This window comes from Terrabacter sp. NPDC080008, assembly GCF_040702505.1.
GTDB lineage: Bacteria > Actinomycetota > Actinomycetes > Actinomycetales > Dermatophilaceae > Terrabacter.
In genome coordinates this window covers 363,026-380,178 of the sequence record NZ_JBFBLC010000001.1, presented here as the reverse complement: position 1 = coordinate 380,178, position 17,153 = coordinate 363,026, and the positions used below count along the sequence as shown (strand labels likewise).

At 70.7% G+C, this 17,153-nt stretch carries 12 protein-coding genes; 9 read left to right on the top strand and 3 right to left on the bottom strand.

Annotation, left to right across the window (positions count from 1 at the left end):
• Window positions 1-575 precede the first annotated feature (575 nt).
• The 6 genes from dnaA (at window position 576) to AB0316_RS01765 (ending at window position 8,956) form a co-directional block, all read left to right on the top strand.
• On the top strand, window positions 576-2,216 hold the full coding sequence (dnaA, locus tag AB0316_RS01790; RefSeq protein WP_366269941.1) for a chromosomal replication initiator protein DnaA: 1,641 nt from the start codon (window positions 576-578) through the stop codon (window positions 2,214-2,216).
• 719 nt (window positions 2,217-2,935) lie between these two features.
• Window positions 2,936-4,063: a DNA polymerase III subunit beta gene (gene dnaN, locus AB0316_RS01785; protein ID WP_366269939.1), complete on the top strand. Its 1,128-nt coding sequence runs from the start codon at window positions 2,936-2,938 to the stop codon at window positions 4,061-4,063.
• 47 nt (window positions 4,064-4,110) lie between these two features.
• Window positions 4,111-5,265: a phosphogluconate dehydrogenase (NAD(+)-dependent, decarboxylating) gene (gene gnd / locus AB0316_RS01780; protein ID WP_366269937.1), complete on the top strand. Its 1,155-nt coding sequence runs from the start codon at window positions 4,111-4,113 to the stop codon at window positions 5,263-5,265.
• 76 nt (window positions 5,266-5,341) lie between these two features.
• Entirely contained in the window at window positions 5,342-6,718 is a 1,377-nt protein-coding gene (gene recF / locus AB0316_RS01775; RefSeq protein WP_366269936.1) for a DNA replication/repair protein RecF, read from the top strand.
• Window positions 6,711-7,268 (top strand): DciA family protein, encoded by a 558-nt coding sequence (locus tag AB0316_RS01770; RefSeq protein WP_366269934.1) that lies wholly within the window; start codon window positions 6,711-6,713, stop codon window positions 7,266-7,268. Before recF ends, AB0316_RS01770 begins: the two co-directional genes overlap by 8 nt.
• A gap of 203 nt (window positions 7,269-7,471) precedes the next feature.
• A complete protein-coding gene (locus tag AB0316_RS01765; protein ID WP_366269932.1) occupies window positions 7,472-8,956 on the top strand; it encodes a protealysin inhibitor emfourin in 1,485 nt (494 codons plus the stop codon).
• Window positions 8,957-8,967: 11 nt separating this feature from the next.
• Here the strand turns inward: AB0316_RS01765 and AB0316_RS01760 are convergent, their stop codons facing one another.
• The 3 genes from AB0316_RS01760 to AB0316_RS01750 are packed head-to-tail and all read right to left on the bottom strand — an operon-like array spanning window position 8,968 to window position 10,950.
• Window positions 8,968-10,311: a hypothetical protein gene (locus AB0316_RS01760; protein ID WP_366269930.1), complete on the bottom strand. Its 1,344-nt coding sequence runs from the start codon at window positions 10,309-10,311 to the stop codon at window positions 8,968-8,970.
• On the bottom strand, window positions 10,308-10,814 hold the full coding sequence (locus AB0316_RS01755; RefSeq protein WP_366269928.1) for a SigE family RNA polymerase sigma factor: 507 nt from the start codon (window positions 10,812-10,814) through the stop codon (window positions 10,308-10,310). Before AB0316_RS01755 ends, AB0316_RS01760 begins: the two co-directional genes overlap by 4 nt.
• A gap of 13 nt (window positions 10,815-10,827) precedes the next feature.
• Entirely contained in the window at window positions 10,828-10,950 is a 123-nt protein-coding gene (locus tag AB0316_RS01750) for a hypothetical protein (RefSeq protein ID WP_366269926.1), read from the bottom strand.
• Window positions 10,951-11,465: 515 nt separating this feature from the next.
• Here AB0316_RS01750 and gyrB point away from each other — a divergent pair.
• The 3 genes from gyrB to AB0316_RS01735 all read left to right on the top strand — a co-directional run bounded on the left by gyrB (window position 11,466) and on the right by AB0316_RS01735 (window position 17,129).
• Window positions 11,466-13,562, top strand: a complete 2,097-nt coding sequence (gene gyrB, locus AB0316_RS01745; protein ID WP_366271272.1) for a DNA topoisomerase (ATP-hydrolyzing) subunit B — start codon at window positions 11,466-11,468, stop codon at window positions 13,560-13,562.
• 262 nt (window positions 13,563-13,824) lie between these two features.
• A complete protein-coding gene (gene gyrA, locus AB0316_RS01740; protein ID WP_366271271.1) occupies window positions 13,825-16,437 on the top strand; it encodes a DNA gyrase subunit A in 2,613 nt (870 codons plus the stop codon).
• Window positions 16,434-17,129, top strand: coding sequence for a DUF3566 domain-containing protein (locus AB0316_RS01735; protein WP_366269924.1), 696 nt, complete (start codon window positions 16,434-16,436; stop codon window positions 17,127-17,129). Before gyrA ends, AB0316_RS01735 begins: the two co-directional genes overlap by 4 nt.
• Window positions 17,130-17,153: the final 24 nt, after the last annotated feature.

The following is a 17,153-nucleotide window of genomic DNA, read 5'->3' as shown; positions in this document are numbered from 1 at the left end:
ACGTCGACGACGTCGGCACGGCGCCCGGGTGGGGCTGGCGGTGGCCGATGCGACCGCAATCGGCAAGCCCACGGAGCCACGGACAGACCGGCGAGGCCGGCTCCCGAGGGCCATGGGCATGCGAAAGAGGTCGCAGACACGCTCGGTCAACGATACGGGAGCGCCGGAACGAGAAGCAAACCGGCGAGGACCCCGGTGCGCGACAGGGCCGAAACCCCTGATCTTGGAACGTCGCCGGGCGATTGCAAGGCGACACGCCGCAGTCTGGAAAGATCCTGACCGCGTTCGATTGTCATTGTCGCCGCCCTCGCTGTAGGTTTTCGACTCTCACGATCCTCGCCACCTTCTGCACAGGCTGTGGACAAACGTGTGGACAACAGGGCATCGTGTCGCCGGGTACCGCTCGGACGACACCGACCGGTGGCCTCGGTGTCGACATCGAGGCAGGCCACCGCGGTCGAGTCCCGACTCGAGCCGTCTCGGTCCCGATCCCGAACAGGGACGAGCCGGACCGATGCCGGTGGATCCGACAAGCCAGCAAGTGCACAGACAAGATCAGGGGAAGGTGGGTTCAGGTGAGCGAGGCCGGCGTCGACTACGCACAGATCTGGCGCCAGACGCTCGGCACCCTCGACTCGGTGGGCCTGTCCAACCAGGAACGCGCGTTCGTGCGTCTCTGCCGGCTCGTCGGCGTGCTCGACCAGACCGCTCTCGTCCGCGCCCCCAACACCTTCACCAAGGACTTCCTCGAGCAGCGGGTCCGGGAGCAGATCCACGCGGCGCTGGCCAGCGAGCTCGGCCACCCCGTGCAGCTCGCCGTGTCGGTCGACGAGAGCCTCGAGACCGACCTCGGCCTCGTCACCGATGAGCCGACCGGGCAGGCCTCGGTGCACGAGGGCTCCCGCGGCCCCGGCCGCCCGGCCCCCCACAACGGCGCCCACACAGCCCCCGGCGCTGCCGGTGGCCAGGGCTACGGAGGGTACGGCGCCCCGGGGGCCAACCCCCTGCGCGACCTCGCCGAGAGCGCGCCCGCGCTCAACGGCGCCGACCTCGACGAACCGCGCCAGCCGGCATACCCGGGTCCGGGTGACCAGACGCGCATGGAGCTCGGTCCCGACCCGTTGAGCGGCGGTGAGAGCGGGCCGCTGCGACTGCAACACCGCCCCGAGCCCAGCTCGCCGGGTGACACCCGGCTCAACCCGAAGTACACCTTCGACACCTTCGTCATCGGCGCGAGCAACCGCTTCGCCCACGCGGCGGCGGTCGCGGTCGCCGAGGCCCCGGCCAAGGCGTACAACCCGCTCTTCGTCTACGGCGAGTCGGGGCTGGGCAAGACACACCTGCTGCACGCGATCGGGCACTACGCCCGGACGATGTTCCCCAACGTGCGGGTGCGCTACGTGAACTCCGAGGAGTTCACCAACGACTTCATCAACAGCATCCGCGACGACAAGGCGAGCGCGTTCCAGAACCGCTACCGCAGCGTCGACGTGCTGCTCATCGACGACATCCAGTTCCTCCAGGGCAAGCTGCAGACCCAGGAGGAGTTCTTCCACACCTTCAACACCCTGCACAACGCGAACAAGCAGATCGTCATCACCAGCGACCTGCCGCCGCGTGAGCTCTCGGGCTTCGAGGACCGGATGCGCACGCGCTTCGAGTCGGGCCTCCTGACCGACGTGCAGCCGCCCGACCTCGAGACCCGCATCGCGATCCTGCGCAAGAAGGCGATCCAGGACCGGATGAAGGTCCCGGACGACGTGCTCGAGTACATCGCGACGAACTTCAGCACCAACATCCGCGAGCTCGAGGGCGCCCTGATCCGCGTCACGGCGTTCAGCAACCTGAACCGGCAGGCGGTCGACCTGCCGCTCGCGGAGATCGTCCTCAAGGACGTGCTGCCGAACGAGACGCCCAACCAGGTGACGGCGGCGACGATCATGGCCGTCACGGCCGCGTACTACGCCGTGACGCTCGAGGACCTGTGCGGCTCGTCCCGCTCCCGTCAGCTCGTCACGGCGCGCCAGATCGCGATGTACCTCTGTCGCGAGATGACCGACCTGTCCCTGCCGAAGATCGGCCAGCACTTCGGCGGTCGCGACCACACGACCGTCATGCACGCCGACCGCAAGATCCGTGAGCTGATGGGCGAGCGTCGCGCCATCTACAACCAGGTCACCGAGCTGACCAACCGGATCCGCCAGCAGTCCCACTGAGGCCGTTCGCCTCCCAGCCGGCCCGAGCGCCCCTTCACGGGGCCGATGGCGTATGCCGCCGGGTCGGCTCTCGCGTACCCCCGGGCGCCCGTCCGCGCGCCACGTGAGGACCACGACCCGGCGCCGGAACCCACATCTGTCCACAGCTCTCTCCACAGCTGTGTGCACACGATGCTCGGGTGACGAGGGGGCCTGCATGACGCTCACAACGGCCACCCCGGTCGACGTTGTCCACCGACTGTGGACAAGTCTGGGGATAAGCAGCCGCCGGGTTCTGCACAGCTGACTAGTCAGCAAGCGCGCCAAAGCGGTCATATGCCGCCGCGGTTTCCACACGGGCCTGTGGACAACTGTGGATGAGCGGCCCCTGACTGCGGACAACTCGCACCGGGGCTGTGAGGACGGTGTGCACGCCGGGAATCCGTCCCCAGCCACGTCCTGTGACCGCAGCGTTCGCCCCACACCTCCTGCACATGGCCATCCGGCCCGTGACCAGCGACGACGCCGGTTGTCCACAGGATCCACAGCACCTATGACTATGACGAGACCCTCGAACAAGGGAGATGCCCCGACAACGAGGCTTCGCGACACCGACCGAGAGGGCGCCCGGTTCGAGGGATTTGGGCCTGCTGCCGGATTCGGGAGTGTGTGTGGTGCCGGTCACCGGCAGGCACTAGTGTCTGAGCCCCAATGTCCTTCCCTGTCGAAGTGAGTGCACCGTGAAGTTTCGGGTTGAGCGAGACGTCTTGGCCGAGGCCGTGACCTGGGTGGCCCGTGGCCTGCCGGCGCGCCCGCCCGTGCCGGTCCTCGCCGGCGTCCTCGTCGAGGCCGCCGAGGACGGCACCCTGACGCTCTCGGCGTTCGACTACGAGATGTCCGCGCGCATCACCGTCCCGGCCGACGTGGCCGAGGCCGGTCAGGTGCTCGTCCTCGGGCGCCTGCTCGCCGACATCTCCCGCAACCTGCCCAACAAGCCGATCGACGTGAGCACCGACGGCACGAAGGTCAACGTCGCGTGCGGGTCCTCGCGGTTCGCGCTGCGTGAGATGCCCGTCTCCGACTACCCGACGCTCCCCGCGGCGCCCGAGGCGAGCGGCACCATCGCCGGCGACGTCTTCACCCAGGCGGTCGCGCAGGTCTCCGTCGCGGCCGACAAGGGCGACACCCTGCCGATCCTGACGGGCGTGCGCATGGAGATCGACGGCGACAAGGTCACCCTGCTCGCCACCGACCGCTACCGCCTCGCGATGCGTGAGCTCACCTGGAGCCCCGCTGCGCCGGACGCGAACCACGTGGCCCTCATCCCGGCCCGCCAGCTCTCCGACACGGCCCGCGCTCTCGGCGCCTCCGGCTCGGTCGAGCTGGCCCTCGGCCAGGGCGGTGACGGGCTCATCGGCTTCGAGGCGGGCCGTCGCCGCGCGACAACGCGCCTGCTCGACGGCGAGTACCCGAAGGTCACCTCGATCTTCCCGACCTCCGTCGACACCGAGGCCGTCGTCGAGACCGCGGCGCTCGAGGAGGCCGTCAAGCGCGTGGCCCTCGTCGCCGAGCGCAACACCCCGGTGCTGCTGAAGTTCACCGACGGCCAGGTCGCCATCGAGGCCGGCACCGGCGACGACGCCCAGGCCTCCGAGGCGGTCGAGGCCACGCTCGACGGCCCCGAGATCCAGATCGCGTTCAACCCGCAGTTCCTCCTCGACGGCCTGCACGCGGTCGGCACGCAGTGGAGCCGGCTGTCATTCACCCAGCCCAGCCGCCCGGCGGTCCTCACCGGCCAGGCCGAGGCCGACTCCCAGCCCGACAGCAGCTACCGCTACGTCCTGATGCCGGTGCGCTTCGCCAGCTGACGTAGCACCCCGGTCCTCCACCGGCCACCGCCCCCTGCCCGCGCCGTATGCCGCCGGGCTGGCGTAGCCTCGAACAGCCCCGCACGCTCCCCCGCAGAAAGGCACGCGACATGCAGCTCGGTCTCATCGGTCTCGGCAAGATGGGCGGCAACATGCGCGAGCGGTTGCGCCGCGCGGGCCACGAGGTGGTCGGCTTCGACCGCAACCCCGACGTCGCCGACGTGGGCACGCTCGAGGACCTCGTCAAGGCGCTCGAGGCCCCCCGCGTCGTGTGGGTCATGGTCCCGGCCGGCGACCCCACGCGTGAGACCGTCAAGGCCCTCGGTGAGCTGCTCGAGCCCGGCGACCTCGTCATCGACGGCGGCAACTCGCGCTTCACCGACGACTTCGAGAACGCCAAGGTGCTCGGCGAGAAGCAGATCGGCTACGTCGACTGCGGCGTCAGCGGCGGCATCTGGGGGCTCGACAACGGCTACGGCCTGATGTGCGGCGGCGAGCAGAAGTGGGTCGAGCGGGCCATGCCGATCTTCGACGCGCTGCGGCCCGAGGGCCCGCGCGAGGAGGGCTTCGTCCACGCCGGCGAGGTCGGCGCCGGCCACTACACGAAGATGGTCCACAACGGCATCGAGTACGGCCTGATGGCGGCCTACGCCGAGGGCTACGAGCTGCTCGAGAAGAAGGACATCGTCAAGGACGTCCCGGGCGCCTTCAAGGCCTGGAGCCGTGGCACCGTCGTGCGCTCCTGGCTGCTCGACCTCATGGTCAAGGCCCTCGAGGAGAACCCGCACCTGGACGACGTCTCCGACTACACCAACGACTCCGGCGAGGGCCGGTGGACCGTCGAGGAGGCCATCGCGCTCGGCGTGCCGATGCCCGTCATCTCCGCCTCGCTTTTCGCCCGCTTCGCCTCCCGCCAGCAGAGCTCGCCGACGATGCAGGCCGTCGCGGCCCTGCGCGGCCAGTTCGGCGGCCACCAGGTCATGACGATCGCCGAGGGCGAGGAGCTGCGCAACCAGACCGGCGCCGAGGGCTCAACCCACCCGGCCCCCGCCGCCGCCAAGGAGAAGGCCACCACGCCGGACCACCCTAGCGAGGCCGCCGTCGAGGCCTCGACCGCCGGTCCATCCTCCGGCACCGGTTCCACCGGTGGCGGCGCCCCCGGTGGTGGCCCCACGTCGGGCACCCAGGACACCTCGTCCTGACACCCGCAAGTCCGGCCGGCAGCCCGCTGCCGGCCGGTGTCCCGCCGGCCGACCCCGAGAAACCCGCGACCCTGACGTGCACGTCCGCCACCTGACCCTCAAGGACTTCCGGAGCTACCCGAGCGCCGAGCTCGCGCTGACCCCGGGCGTCACCACGCTCGTCGGGCTGAACGGGCAGGGGAAGACCAACCTCGTCGAGGCGGTGGGCTACCTCGCGACGCTCGGCTCGCACCGGGTCGCCACCGACCAGCCGCTGGTGCGCTTCGGCGCCGCCCAGGCGATCGTGCGCGGGGCGATCGTGCGTGACGACCGCGAGACGATGGTCGAGCTCGAGATCACCCCCGGCCGCGCCAACCGCGCTCGGCTCGGCCGCTCCCCCGTGTCCCGCCCGCGCGACGTGCTCGGCACGGTGCGCACCGTCCTCTTCGCGCCGGAGGACCTCGCCCTCGTCAAGGGCGACCCGTCCGAGCGGCGCCGGTTCCTCGACGAGCTGCTCGTCCAGCGCCAGCCGCGGTGGTCGGGCGTGCGATCGGACTACGACAAGATCCTCAAGCAGCGCAACGCCCTGCTGAAGTCGGCCGCGCCGGTGCTGCGCAAGGGCGCCCGTCGCCCACCCCGTCCGCCACGGGACGGGGAGCCGCCGCTCGACGAGGCGCGCGAGGCGGCCCTGCACACGCTCGTCGTGTGGAACGACCACCTCGCGACCGTCGGCGCCCAGCTGCTGTACGCGCGCCTGCGCCTGCTGCGCGACCTGGCCCCCGACCTCGGCGAGTGCTACGACGCCGTGAGCGCGGCCTCGTCCAACGCCCGCGCCACCTACCGCAGCTCCCTGCACGAGGACCTCGCCAAGCGGCTCGCCGCGGGAGAGGTGCCCGAGATCGAGGAGCTGCGCGCCGGCATGCTCGAGACCCTCGAGCAGTTGCGCTCGAGCGAGATCGAGCGTGGCGTCTCGCTCGTCGGGCCGCACCGCGACGACCTCGTCCTCTCGCTCGGCGAGCTGCCGGCCAAGGGCTACGCCAGCCACGGCGAGTCGTGGAGCTTCGCGCTGGGACTCAAGCTCGCCGCATACCGGCTCCTGCGACGCGACCTCGGCGATGACCCGGTGCTCGTGCTCGACGACGTCTTCGCCGAGCTCGACTCGGGGCGCCGGGAGCGCCTCGCGACGCTCGTCGCCGACTGCGAGCAGGTGCTCATCACGGCGGCCGTGGGCGCCGACGTGCCCGACACGCTCCGCGAGAGCGGGACGACGTATGCCGTCGAGCTGGGCCAGGTGCACCTGGCCGGCTCACCGGCGGCCGAACCCACGGACTCCGAGACCTCCGACGGCTCCGGTGCTCCGGAGGCGGAGGGCGCCGGCGAGCACGGCTCGGATATCCGGCCCGGCGGGCCGGACGGGCCGGACACCACGGACGGTGTCGAGGCGGGTGCGGACGAGGAGGTGAGCGGTGGCTGACGAGGGCTTCGATCCCGAGGAGGTGCCCGAGCCGAGCGACGAGGACACCCGCATCGCCGACGCGGCCGCATCGGCACTGGCCCGCGCGAGAGCCGCGGCCGCCGAGAAGGGCCTGCGGCCGGGGATGAAGCCGAAGAAGCGCCGCCGCCCCATCGGCCACGCCCCGGTGCTGTCCGGCTCCGCGCGCGACGGGCGCGACCCCGCGCTGCTCGGCGACCAGCTCGACCGGCTGCTCCTCGACCGAGGATGGAAGGTCGACGTCGCCGTCGGGTCGGTGATGGGCCGCTGGCCCGAGATCGTGGGACCCGACATCGCCGGACACGTGGAGCCGCTGACGTTCGTCGACGGGATCCTCACGGTGCGTGCCGACTCGACGGCCTGGGCCACGCAGATGAAGCTGCTCGCCTCCTCACTGCTGGCCCGGATCGATGAGGAGATCGGCGCCGGTGCGGTCAGCGAGCTCAAGATCGTCGGACCCGGGGCGCCGTCGTGGAGCCGCGGTGGCCGTCGCTCCCCCGACTCCCGCGGCCCCCGCGACACCTACGGCTGACCCCGACCCACACCCCACGTCACCCACGACGGACCCCCACTCCCACCCCCAGCCACGTCGAGTGGGCACTTTCCGTCGTTTGTCCACAGGGCAGGCGCGCCCTCCGGACGTGGGCAGCCCACCCCGCCCTGGGCCAGCAGCCACGGGCTCAGGCCGGCAGCTCTCGGCGCGCGAGTGTCGGTGTCCGGTCGCACACTGGCGTCATGACCTCGCACCGGACCTCGACCCCTGGACCCGCAGCCCTGCCGACGCACGAGAGCCACTGTGCGATCGTGCCGCCCTACGTCCTCGAGGCGCTGGCCTCGAGCGACGAGCCGGCCCTCGCGGCCCAAGCGCGTGACGCGTTGCGCCACGACGAGCGGCTCCGCAGCGCCCGGCGCACCCCCACGGCTCGGGCCACGACGCGACAGGTGCCCCGGCCCGCGGGCGTCGCCGCGCCGGAGGAGGCTCAGGGCACCGGCCCGAAGCGCACGATCTACGACACCCATGGCACGCAGACCACGCCCGGCACACAGGTGCGCGCCGAGGGCCAGCCCGCCACCGGCGATCCGGCGGCCGACGAGGCCTACGACGGGCTCGGCGCGACCTGGGAGCTGTGGTGGACGGCATACTCCCGTGACTCGCTCGACGGCAAGGGCATGCCGTTGCTGGCCACCGTCCACTACGGCCAGAACTACGACAACGCCTTCTGGGACGGCTCGCAGATGGTCTTCGGCGACGGCGACGGGGTCATCTTCGAGCGGTTCACCAAGAGCCTCGACGTCATCGGCCACGAGCTGGCCCACGGCGTCACCGAGCACACGGCCGGGCTGCTCTACCAGGGGCAGTCGGGCGCCCTCAACGAGTCGATCTCCGACGTGTTCGGGGTGCTCGTCAAGCAGAAGCACCTCGGCCAGAGCGCCGCCGAGGCCGACTGGCTGGTCGGCGCCGACCTGCTCGCGCCGTCGGTGAAGGGGCGGGCGCTGCGCGACATGCGCAACCCCGGCACCGCCTACGACGACCCGCGGCTCGGCAAGGACCCGCAGCCGGCCGACATGGCGCACTACGTCGACACCTCCGACGACAACGGCGGCGTCCACATCAACTCGGGCATCCCCAACCGCGCCTTCGTGCTCGCTGCGGTGGCCATCGGCGGCAACGCCTGGGAAGGCGCCGGGGCCATCTGGTATGCCGTCGTGTCGGGTGACGGGATCAAGGCGGACTGCGACTTCGCGACCTTCGCAGGCCTCACGGTGGACGCCGCCGGACGCCTGCACGGTGCGGGGTCGAAGGAGCAGTCGGCGGTGCGGAACGCCTGGGAGCAGGTCGGGGTGCTCGCCGCAGGTGCCGGCGGCAGCGCGTCGCAGTCGGGTGGTGCCGCGGCAGCCGGCTCGCCGGCCGACCAGGGCGGCAGCGCTCCCAACGCCGACACCCAGGTGGTGCTGCGGCGGTCCGGTGGCTTCGCCGGCCTGGTGCGTGAGCGGCGAGTCGCCATCGGCGAGCTGCCGGAGCGCGATGCGAAGGACTGGCAGCACCTGCTTGCGGCCCCGACGCTCCAGCGCATCGCGGCGTCGACCGAGCGCACCCACCCCGACGCGTACGTCTACTCGGTCGTCTGCGACGAGATGGGTTGTGACATCACGATCCAGGAACCGCACCTGCCCGAGGCGATCCACTCCCTCTTCGAGCGCACCCTCGCCGACGACTGAGGGCCCTGACGTCAGTTCGAGGAGAGGACGTACGGCTCGTCGGCGTCCGGGATGTCGGTGTTGCGCGGCCGGGCGGGCGCGACCACTTCGCACACCCCGTCCAAGGTGCAGCGCTGCAGGTTGCGCTGGCTCGGCGTGACGGCGACCTGTGCGGTCAGAGCGCTGTCCCCGCCCAGCCGGTAGGTCGAGGGCGAGCCCTTCCCCGACGGATCGGTGCCCCCCTGCAGGACGAGGGCGGCGTCGCTCGTGCGCACGACGACCAGGGTGCCGTAGCGGAAGCGCTTCCCGTCCGCGCTCAGCTGTGAGGGGTCGATGCCGTCGATGGTGCCGGTCCCGAGCAGGTAGGAGCCATCCGAGGAGAAGGACCGGATGAGGATCGGCGCACACAGCCGCCAGCGGGTCAGTCCGGTGTCGAGGTCCCGCAGCTCGTTGCAGTAGTCCTTGGGCGCGGTGTTCGGGTCCGGTGCGATGACCGCTGTCCGCTGGGCCGCGTCGACGGCGGTGATGTGACCGGCGATGCGCTGGGTCTTCCCGGTCCCGACGTCCCATGACAGGGAGCTGCCCAGGGACCCCCGCTGGGCGTAGACCGTGGACCCGACGATGCCGACGGGCACCAGACCGGGGCTGTACTGGGCCCCCGTGCCGGCGCACTGGCACGCCTTGGCTCCCAGCGTCGCGATCTGCCTGCCCTCGGCGTCGTACGCCGCGAGGCCGCCACGGTCGTCGCCGACCACGATGACGGTGCCGTCGCTCGACACCTTCGGTGTGCCGTCGAGCCTCTTCATGGAGGTTCCCGAGGCGTCGAGGAGGTAGGACACCAGGGTGACCGTGCCGGTGACGAGCCAGCGGCCTCCGGCGACGCGGGCGAGCTGACCGGTCTGGAACTTGGCGGGCACCTTGACCGTCCTGGGGCCGTCGTGGATGACACCGTCCACCACGTACGGCACCGCGGTCGTCCCCGTGACTCCGCCGGTGGCCGGCCGGAACGGCCGAACCGGTGCGGAGCCGTCGGGGGTGAGGGTGGGGATCGACGTGGGCGTCGGCCGGGTGGTCGCGGTCGGGTTCGTCGAGTTCGGGTCCGTCGGGGCCACGCCGGTCCTCACCGGCGTGGGGACGCTGGTCGAGACGGTGGGTCCCGCTGGCAGGGCACGGCCGCCCTCGGAGCCGATGGCCGCCCAACCGACCGGGACCGCCACGGCCAGCACGAGGCCGGCGGCCAGGGCCCCCACCCCCAGCTCGCGCCGCCGGTTGGAGCGGTCGCGCTCGATGGCACGCTCGGCGAGGTTCGAGACGACGCGCACGCGGGCGGCCCGGTCGCCCAGCACGTCCTTGAGGTTCGGGTCGACGTCGCTCATGCGGTGGCCTCGCTCATCCGGGTGCGCAGCGCGGTGATGGCGCGGCTGGTGTGGCTCTTGACGGTGCCGACGGAGCATCCGAGCACCTCGGCGGTCTGTGCCTCGCTGAGATCCTCGTAGTAGCGCAGCACGATCGCCGCGCGTTGCCGGGCCGGCAGGCTCTGCACGTGGTTCCACAGGTCCATCGACGCGGCCGGGTCCAGGCCGGTCGCGGCCGGTGGGTCGAGCACCTCCAGCACGTGGCTGCTCGGGCTCTCGTGCCGGCGCAGCAGCGCGCGCCATCGTGAGTTGCTCTCGTTGACCAGGATGCGGCGCACGTAGGCGTCGGGCAGCTCGCTCGCCTGGACGCGGTGCCAGCTGCGGTAGACCTTCGCGAGCGCGTTCTGCACGAGGTCCTCCGCGGCGTCGCGGTTGCCGGTGAGCAGGTAGGCGAGGCGCGCGAGCGACTGTTCGCGCGCCATGACGTATGCCGTGAAGTCGGCTGTGCGCTGCGCGTCGTCCATCGCCTGTCCCCTGTCACGAGCCCGTGCCGCTCGGCGTGGGCGTCACCGTCGGTGCGGTCGTCGGCTCGACCCTCACCATCCGGCAGGTGCCGGCACCCTCCCAGACGCCGGGCGCCGGCGGAAGGTTGTCGTGCACGGCGGGCTGCGTGTCCCCCGGGTCCGAGAGCGTGACGCCGCTGCGTGCACGGCTGTGGACAAAGGCTGTGGACGGGAGTGCGGCGAACCGCCTCGAAGGGGGAGAATGGGCACGCGACGCCGCCACTGCGCGTCCGTGCCGCAGTCTGCGAGGTGAAGGCGCCTGAGGGCGGCTGAGGACCCGGGTCGTGATCCTCCCCTCGGATCCACGGGTGATCGGCCGGGAAACTGGCCGTTGCGCGCGTCTGAGGGCACGTTTGTCGTCGCCGGACCGCTAGACTGTGGTGGTTGCGGCTCGACGTCACGTCGAGCCGCCCGCATGAGGTCTGACCACCGAGGAGAGACGTGTCCGACGCTGACGAGCCGACCAACCCCAGCACCACCGCCAGTTCCACCGGACCGGACTCCACCGCAGCAGAGCTCTCCCCCGGAGACCACGTGCCGGGCCCCGAGGCCAACACCCCGGACGGCTCGGCCGTCGAGATCCCGGCCGCCGAGTCCCCGGCCAACGACACGGTGTCGCCGGCGCTCGCCGCGGCCGACAACCGGCCCAACGGCGTGGACTACGACGCCAGCCAGATCACCGTGCTCGAGGGACTCGAGGCGGTGCGCAAGCGCCCGGGCATGTACATCGGCTCCACCGGCCCCCGCGGCCTGCACCACCTCGTCTACGAGATCGTCGACAACGCGGTCGACGAGGCCCTCGCCGGCTACGCCGACACCATCGACGTCACGCTGCTGGCCGACGGCGGGGTCCGGGTCAAGGACAACGGCCGCGGCATCCCCACCGACATCCACCCGGTCGAGAAGATCAGCGCCGTCGAGCTCGTGCTGACCCAGCTGCACGCCGGCGGCAAGTTCGGTGGCGGCGGCTACAAGGTCTCCGGTGGCCTGCACGGCGTCGGTAGCTCGGTGGTCAACGCCCTCTCCACGCGCCTGAAGGCCGCGGTCCGCCAGAAGGGCCACGTCTTCCGGATGAGCTTCACCGACGGCGTACCCGACGGTCCCCTGGAGCAGCAGGAGGCCACCGACGAGACCGGCACCACGATCACCTTCTGGGCCAACCCGTCGATCTTCGAGACGGTCGAGTACGACTTCGAGACGCTGCGGGCCCGCTTCCAGCAGATGGCCTTCCTCAACAAGGGCCTGACGATCAACCTCGTCGACGAGCGCGTCGCCCCCGAGGACGCCGCCGCCGACGTCGACCTCGACGACATGGACTCCGACCTCACCGAGGTCGAGCAGGACGAGGACGAGCCCGACGCGTCCGCCGCCGGCGACGGTGCCGGTGAGAAGAAGACGGTGACGGCCAAGAAGGTCAGCTACCGCTACGACAACGGCCTCATCGACTACGTCAACCACCTCAACGGCTCCAAGCGCAGCGAGCCGGTCCACCCCGAGGTCATCAGCATCGAGGTCGAGGACGAGGCCAAGTCGCTCAGCCTCGAGCTCGCGATGCAGTGGACCAGCGCGTACAGCGAGTCCGTCCACACCTATGCCAACGCGATCAACACCCACGAGGGCGGCACCCACGAGGAGGGCTTCCGTGCGGCGATGACCAAGCTCGTCAACGAGTTCGCCCGCAAGCAGAACCTCCTCAAGGACAAGGACGAGAACCTCACAGGGGACGACATCCGCGAAGGCCTCACCGCCGTCATCTCGGTCAAGCTCGCCGAGCCCCAGTTCGAGGGTCAGACCAAGACCAAGCTCGGCAACTCCGAGGTCAAGGGCTTCGTCCAGCGCGCCATGACCGACGAGTTCGGCCACTGGCTCGAGGCGCACCCGAGTGAGGGCAAGGACATCGTCCGCAAGTCGGTGCAGGCCGCGGCCGCGCGCATGGCGGCCCGCAAGGCCCGCGAGGCCACGCGCCGCAAGGGCCTGCTCGAGTCGGGCGGCCTGCCCGGCAAGCTCAAGGACTGCCAGAGCAAGGACCCCAGCATCTCCGAGGTCTTCATCGTCGAGGGCGACAGCGCCGGCGGCTCGGCCACCCAGGCGCGCAACCCGCACACCCAGGCGATCCTGCCGATCCGCGGCAAGATCCTCAACGTCGAGAAGGCGCGCATCGACAAGATCCTCGCCAACAACGAGGTCCAGGCGCTCATCTCTGCCTTCGGCACCGGCATCGGTGAGGACTTCGACATCGACAAGGCGCGCTACCACAAGATCGTGCTGATGGCCGATGCCGACGTCGACGGCATGCACATCCGCACGCTGCTGCTGACGCTGCTCTTCCGCTTCATGCGCCCGCTCATCGAGGCCGGCTACGTCTACCTCGCGCAGCCGCCGCTGTTCCGCCTGCGCTGGTCCAACGCCGACCACCAGTTCGCCTACAGCGACCGCGAGCGCGACGGGCTCAAGCAGCTCGGCGAGAGCAAGGGCTGGCGCCTGCCGAAGGACAACCCGATCCAGCGCTACAAGGGCCTCGGCGAGATGAACTACCAGGAGCTCGGCGAGACGACGATGGACCAGAACTCCCGCACGCTGCTGCAGGTCACCCTCGACGACGCGGCCAAGGCCGATGAGGTCTTCGCGGTGCTCATGGGTGAGGACGTCGAGTCGCGCCGCTCGTTCATCCAGAAGAACGCGCGCGACGTGAAGTTCCTCGACATCTGAGCGATGGCGTATGCCGTCCGCCACGTTCCACGTGAAACGGCGCCACCCGGCATACGCCCCTGTACTGCCTGAACCTGACTGAGAGACAAAGGGATCTGACGTGAGCGACGACCTGCCCCCCACTGACGGGGACGACGTCAACGGAACGCCGGGTGACGAGACGCCCGACGCGAGCATCGAGGACATCCTCGGCCCCGACCCGGCCGGCGACCCCGATGCCGACGACGACGCGGACGAGGGCAACCCGGACGCGACCGCCGTCGTGCCGGCCGACATCGGCCAGCACGACCGGGTCGAGCCGATCGACCTCAACACCGAGATGCAGCGCAGCTACATCGAGTACGCGATGTCGGTCATCGTCAGCCGCGCCCTGCCCGACGTGCGCGACGGCCTCAAGCCCGTGCACCGGCGCATCGTCTACGCGATGTACGACGGCGGCTACCGCCCCGACCGCGGCTACAACAAGTGCGCCCGCGTCGTCGGCGACGTCATGGGTCACTACCACCCGCACGGCGACTCGGCGATCTACGACGCCCTCGTGCGCCTCGTGCAGGACTGGTCGCTGCGCTACCCGCTCGTCGACGGCCAGGGCAACTTCGGCTCGCGCGGCAACGACGGCGCCGCCGCCCCGCGATACACCGAGTGCCGGATGGCCTCGATCGCGATGGAGATGGTCCGCGACATCGAGCAGGACACCGTCGACTTCGTCCCGAACTACGACGGCAAGACGATGCAGCCCGCCGTGCTGCCCAGCCGCTTCCCCAACCTGCTCGTCAACGGCTCGGCCGGCATCGCCGTCGGCATGGCCACCCAGATCCCGGCGCACAACCTGCGCGAGGTCGCGGCCGGGGCGCAGTACTACCTCGACCACCCCGAGATCTCGCGGGAGGACCTCCTCGAGGCGCTGCTCGGCATCATCAAGGGCCCGGACTTCCCGACCGGCGCCCTGATCATGGGGCACAAGGGGATCGAGGAGGCCTACCGCACCGGCCGCGGCTCGATCATCATGCGGGCGGTCGTCGAGGTCGAGGAGATCCAGAACCGCCAGTGCCTCGTCGTCACCGAGCTGCCCTACCAGGTCAACCCGGACATGCTGGCGCTCAAGATCGCCGACCTCGTCAAGGACGGCAAGATCTCGGGCATCGCCGACATCCGCGACGAGACCTCGGGCCGCACCGGCCAGCGGCTCGTCATCGTGCTCAAGCGCGACGCCGTGGCGAAGGTCGTCCTGAACAACCTCTACAAGCACACCCAGCTGCAGACGACATTCGGCGCCAACATGCTGGCCCTCGTCGACGACGTGCCGCGCACGCTGCCGCTCGACGGCTTCATCCGGCACTGGGTGGACCACCAGGTCGAGGTCATCGTCCGGCGCACCAAGTTCCGCCTGCGCAAGGCCGAGGCCGACATCCACATCCTGCGCGGCCTGCTCAAGGCCCTCGACCGGCTCGACGAGGTCATCGCCCTCATCCGCGGGTCACGCACCGTCGACATCGCGCGCGACGGCCTCATCGAGCTGCTCGAGATCGACGAGATCCAGGCCAACGCGATCCTCAACATGCAGCTGCGCCGCCTCGCCGCCCTCGAGCGCGAGAAGCTCATCGAGGCCCACGACGAGCTGCAGGCCCTCATCGACGAGTACCACGCGATCCTCGACTCCCCCGAGCGCCAGCGCCGCATCGTCAGCGAGGAGCTCGCCGACATCGTCGAGCGCTACGGCGACGAGCGCCGCACGACGATCGTGCCCTTCGACGGCGACATGTCGATGGAGGACCTCATCCCGGAGGAGGACGTCGTCGTCACGATCACTCGTGGCGGCTACGCCAAGCGCACCCGCGTGGACCAGTACCGCTCGCAGAAGCGCGGCGGCAAGGGCGTACGCGGTGCCTCCCTCCGCGGGGAGGACGTCGTCGAGCACTTCTTCACCACGACGACCCACCACTGGCTGCTCTTCTTCACCAACCTCGGCCGCGTCTACCGCGCCAAGGCCTACGAGCTGCCCGAGGGCTCCCGTGACAGCAAGGGCCAGCACGTGGCCAACCTGCTCGCCTTCCAGCCCGGCGAGCAGATCGCCCAGGTGCTCGCGATCCGCGACTACGAGTCCGCCGACTACCTCGTGCTCGCGACCCGTGCCGGCCTCGTCAAGAAGACGCGTCTGGCCGACTACGACTCCAACCGATCCGGCGGCCTCATCGCCATCAACCTGCGCGACGGCGACGAGCTCGTCGGGGCAGGCCTGGCCTCCAACCGCGACGACCTGCTCCTCGTCTCGCGCAAGGGCCAGTCGGTGCGCTTCACCGCCACCGACGAGGCGCTGCGCCCGATGGGCCGCTCGACCTCGGGCGTGACGGGCATGAAGTTCCGCGACGGCGACGACCTGCTCGCCATGTCGGTCGTCGAGGAGGGTGAGAGCCCGGACGTCTTCGTTGTCTTCGAGAACGGCCTGGCCAAGCGCACCCCGGTGTCCGAGTACCGCCTCCAGGGCCGCGGGGGCCTCGGCATCAAGGTCGCCAAGATCTCCGACAAGGGCGGCGACCTCGTCGGTGCCCTGACCGTCATCGACACCGACGAGGTCATGGTCGTCATGGAGAAGGGCAAGATCGTGCGCTCGCGGGTCGACGAGGTGCGCCACACCGGCCGCTCCTCGCAGGGCGTGAAGTTCGCCACCCCCGACAAGGGAGACTCCATCGTCGCCGTGGCCCGCAACGCCGAGTCCGAGATCGCGGTGGCCGAGGTCGAGGAGGGTCACCCCGTCGACCAGCCGTCCGGCACGGGAGCGCCGGCTGCGGTACCCACCGCCGATGGCGTACCGTCGGAGCAGACGTCGGCCGACGAGGCCAGCTCGTCCGAGTCCGACAACGGAGGTGACGAATGAGCGCGACCAGCCCCGAAGGGTCCCTGAGCGGGTCCGGCACGTCGACGCGCACGAGCTCCGGCTCCCAGCCCGAGGGCAGCGGCCGCAACGGCTCCTACTACGGCTCCGCCGGTGCCGCCAGCACGTCGGGCGCGACCAGCGGTGACAAGGGCACCTCGCTCTCACGCGGCGCGGTCACCAACCGCACCGCCCCGACGCAGCGCGTGGGTTCCGGTGACAAGGGCCAGCCCGCCACGTCGGAGCAGCCCGGGTCGACCGGCGCCCCTGCAGCCGCCGGCACCACCGGCTCCACCGCCAAGACCACGACGGCGGCGCGCAAGCACAAGGGCCCGCGCCGCGTGCGCCTGGCCGTCGCCCGCGTCGACCCGTGGTCGGTCATGAAGATGAGCTTCCTGCTCTCGGTGGCCATCGGCATCGCCGGCGTCGTGCTGACCGCCGTGCTGTGGATGATCCTGTCGACGATGAACGTCTTCACCGACATCGAGGGCGTGCTGCAGTCGCTGCAGTCGACGACCTCCGACCCGTTCTCGATCAAGGACTACGTCGGCTTCGGCCGCGTCGTGTCCCTCTCGATCGTCATCGGCGTCATCGACATCATCCTCATGACGGCGATCGCCACGGTCATGGCCTTCCTCTACAACATCTGCTCCGCTCTCGTCGGCGGCGTGCAGCTCACGCTCACCGACGACTGAGCCGGCGCACCCAGCCGGCGACAC

What these genes read in the sequence shown, in the direction of transcription:
- gnd (WP_366269937.1), top strand. Translation starts at nt 4,111, where the DNA reads ATGCCGCCGGGCTGGCGTAGCCTCGAACAGCCCCGCACGCTCCCCCGC.
- AB0316_RS01765 (WP_366269932.1), top strand. Translation starts at nt 7,472, where the DNA reads ATGACCTCGCACCGGACCTCGACCCCTGGACCCGCAGCCCTGCCGACG.
- AB0316_RS01760 (WP_366269930.1), bottom strand. Translation starts at nt 10,311, where the DNA reads ATGAGCGACGTCGACCCGAACCTCAAGGACGTGCTGGGCGACCGGGCC.
- AB0316_RS01755 (WP_366269928.1), bottom strand. Translation starts at nt 10,814, where the DNA reads ATGGACGACGCGCAGCGCACAGCCGACTTCACGGCATACGTCATGGCG.
- AB0316_RS01735 (WP_366269924.1), top strand. Translation starts at nt 16,434, where the DNA reads ATGAGCGCGACCAGCCCCGAAGGGTCCCTGAGCGGGTCCGGCACGTCG.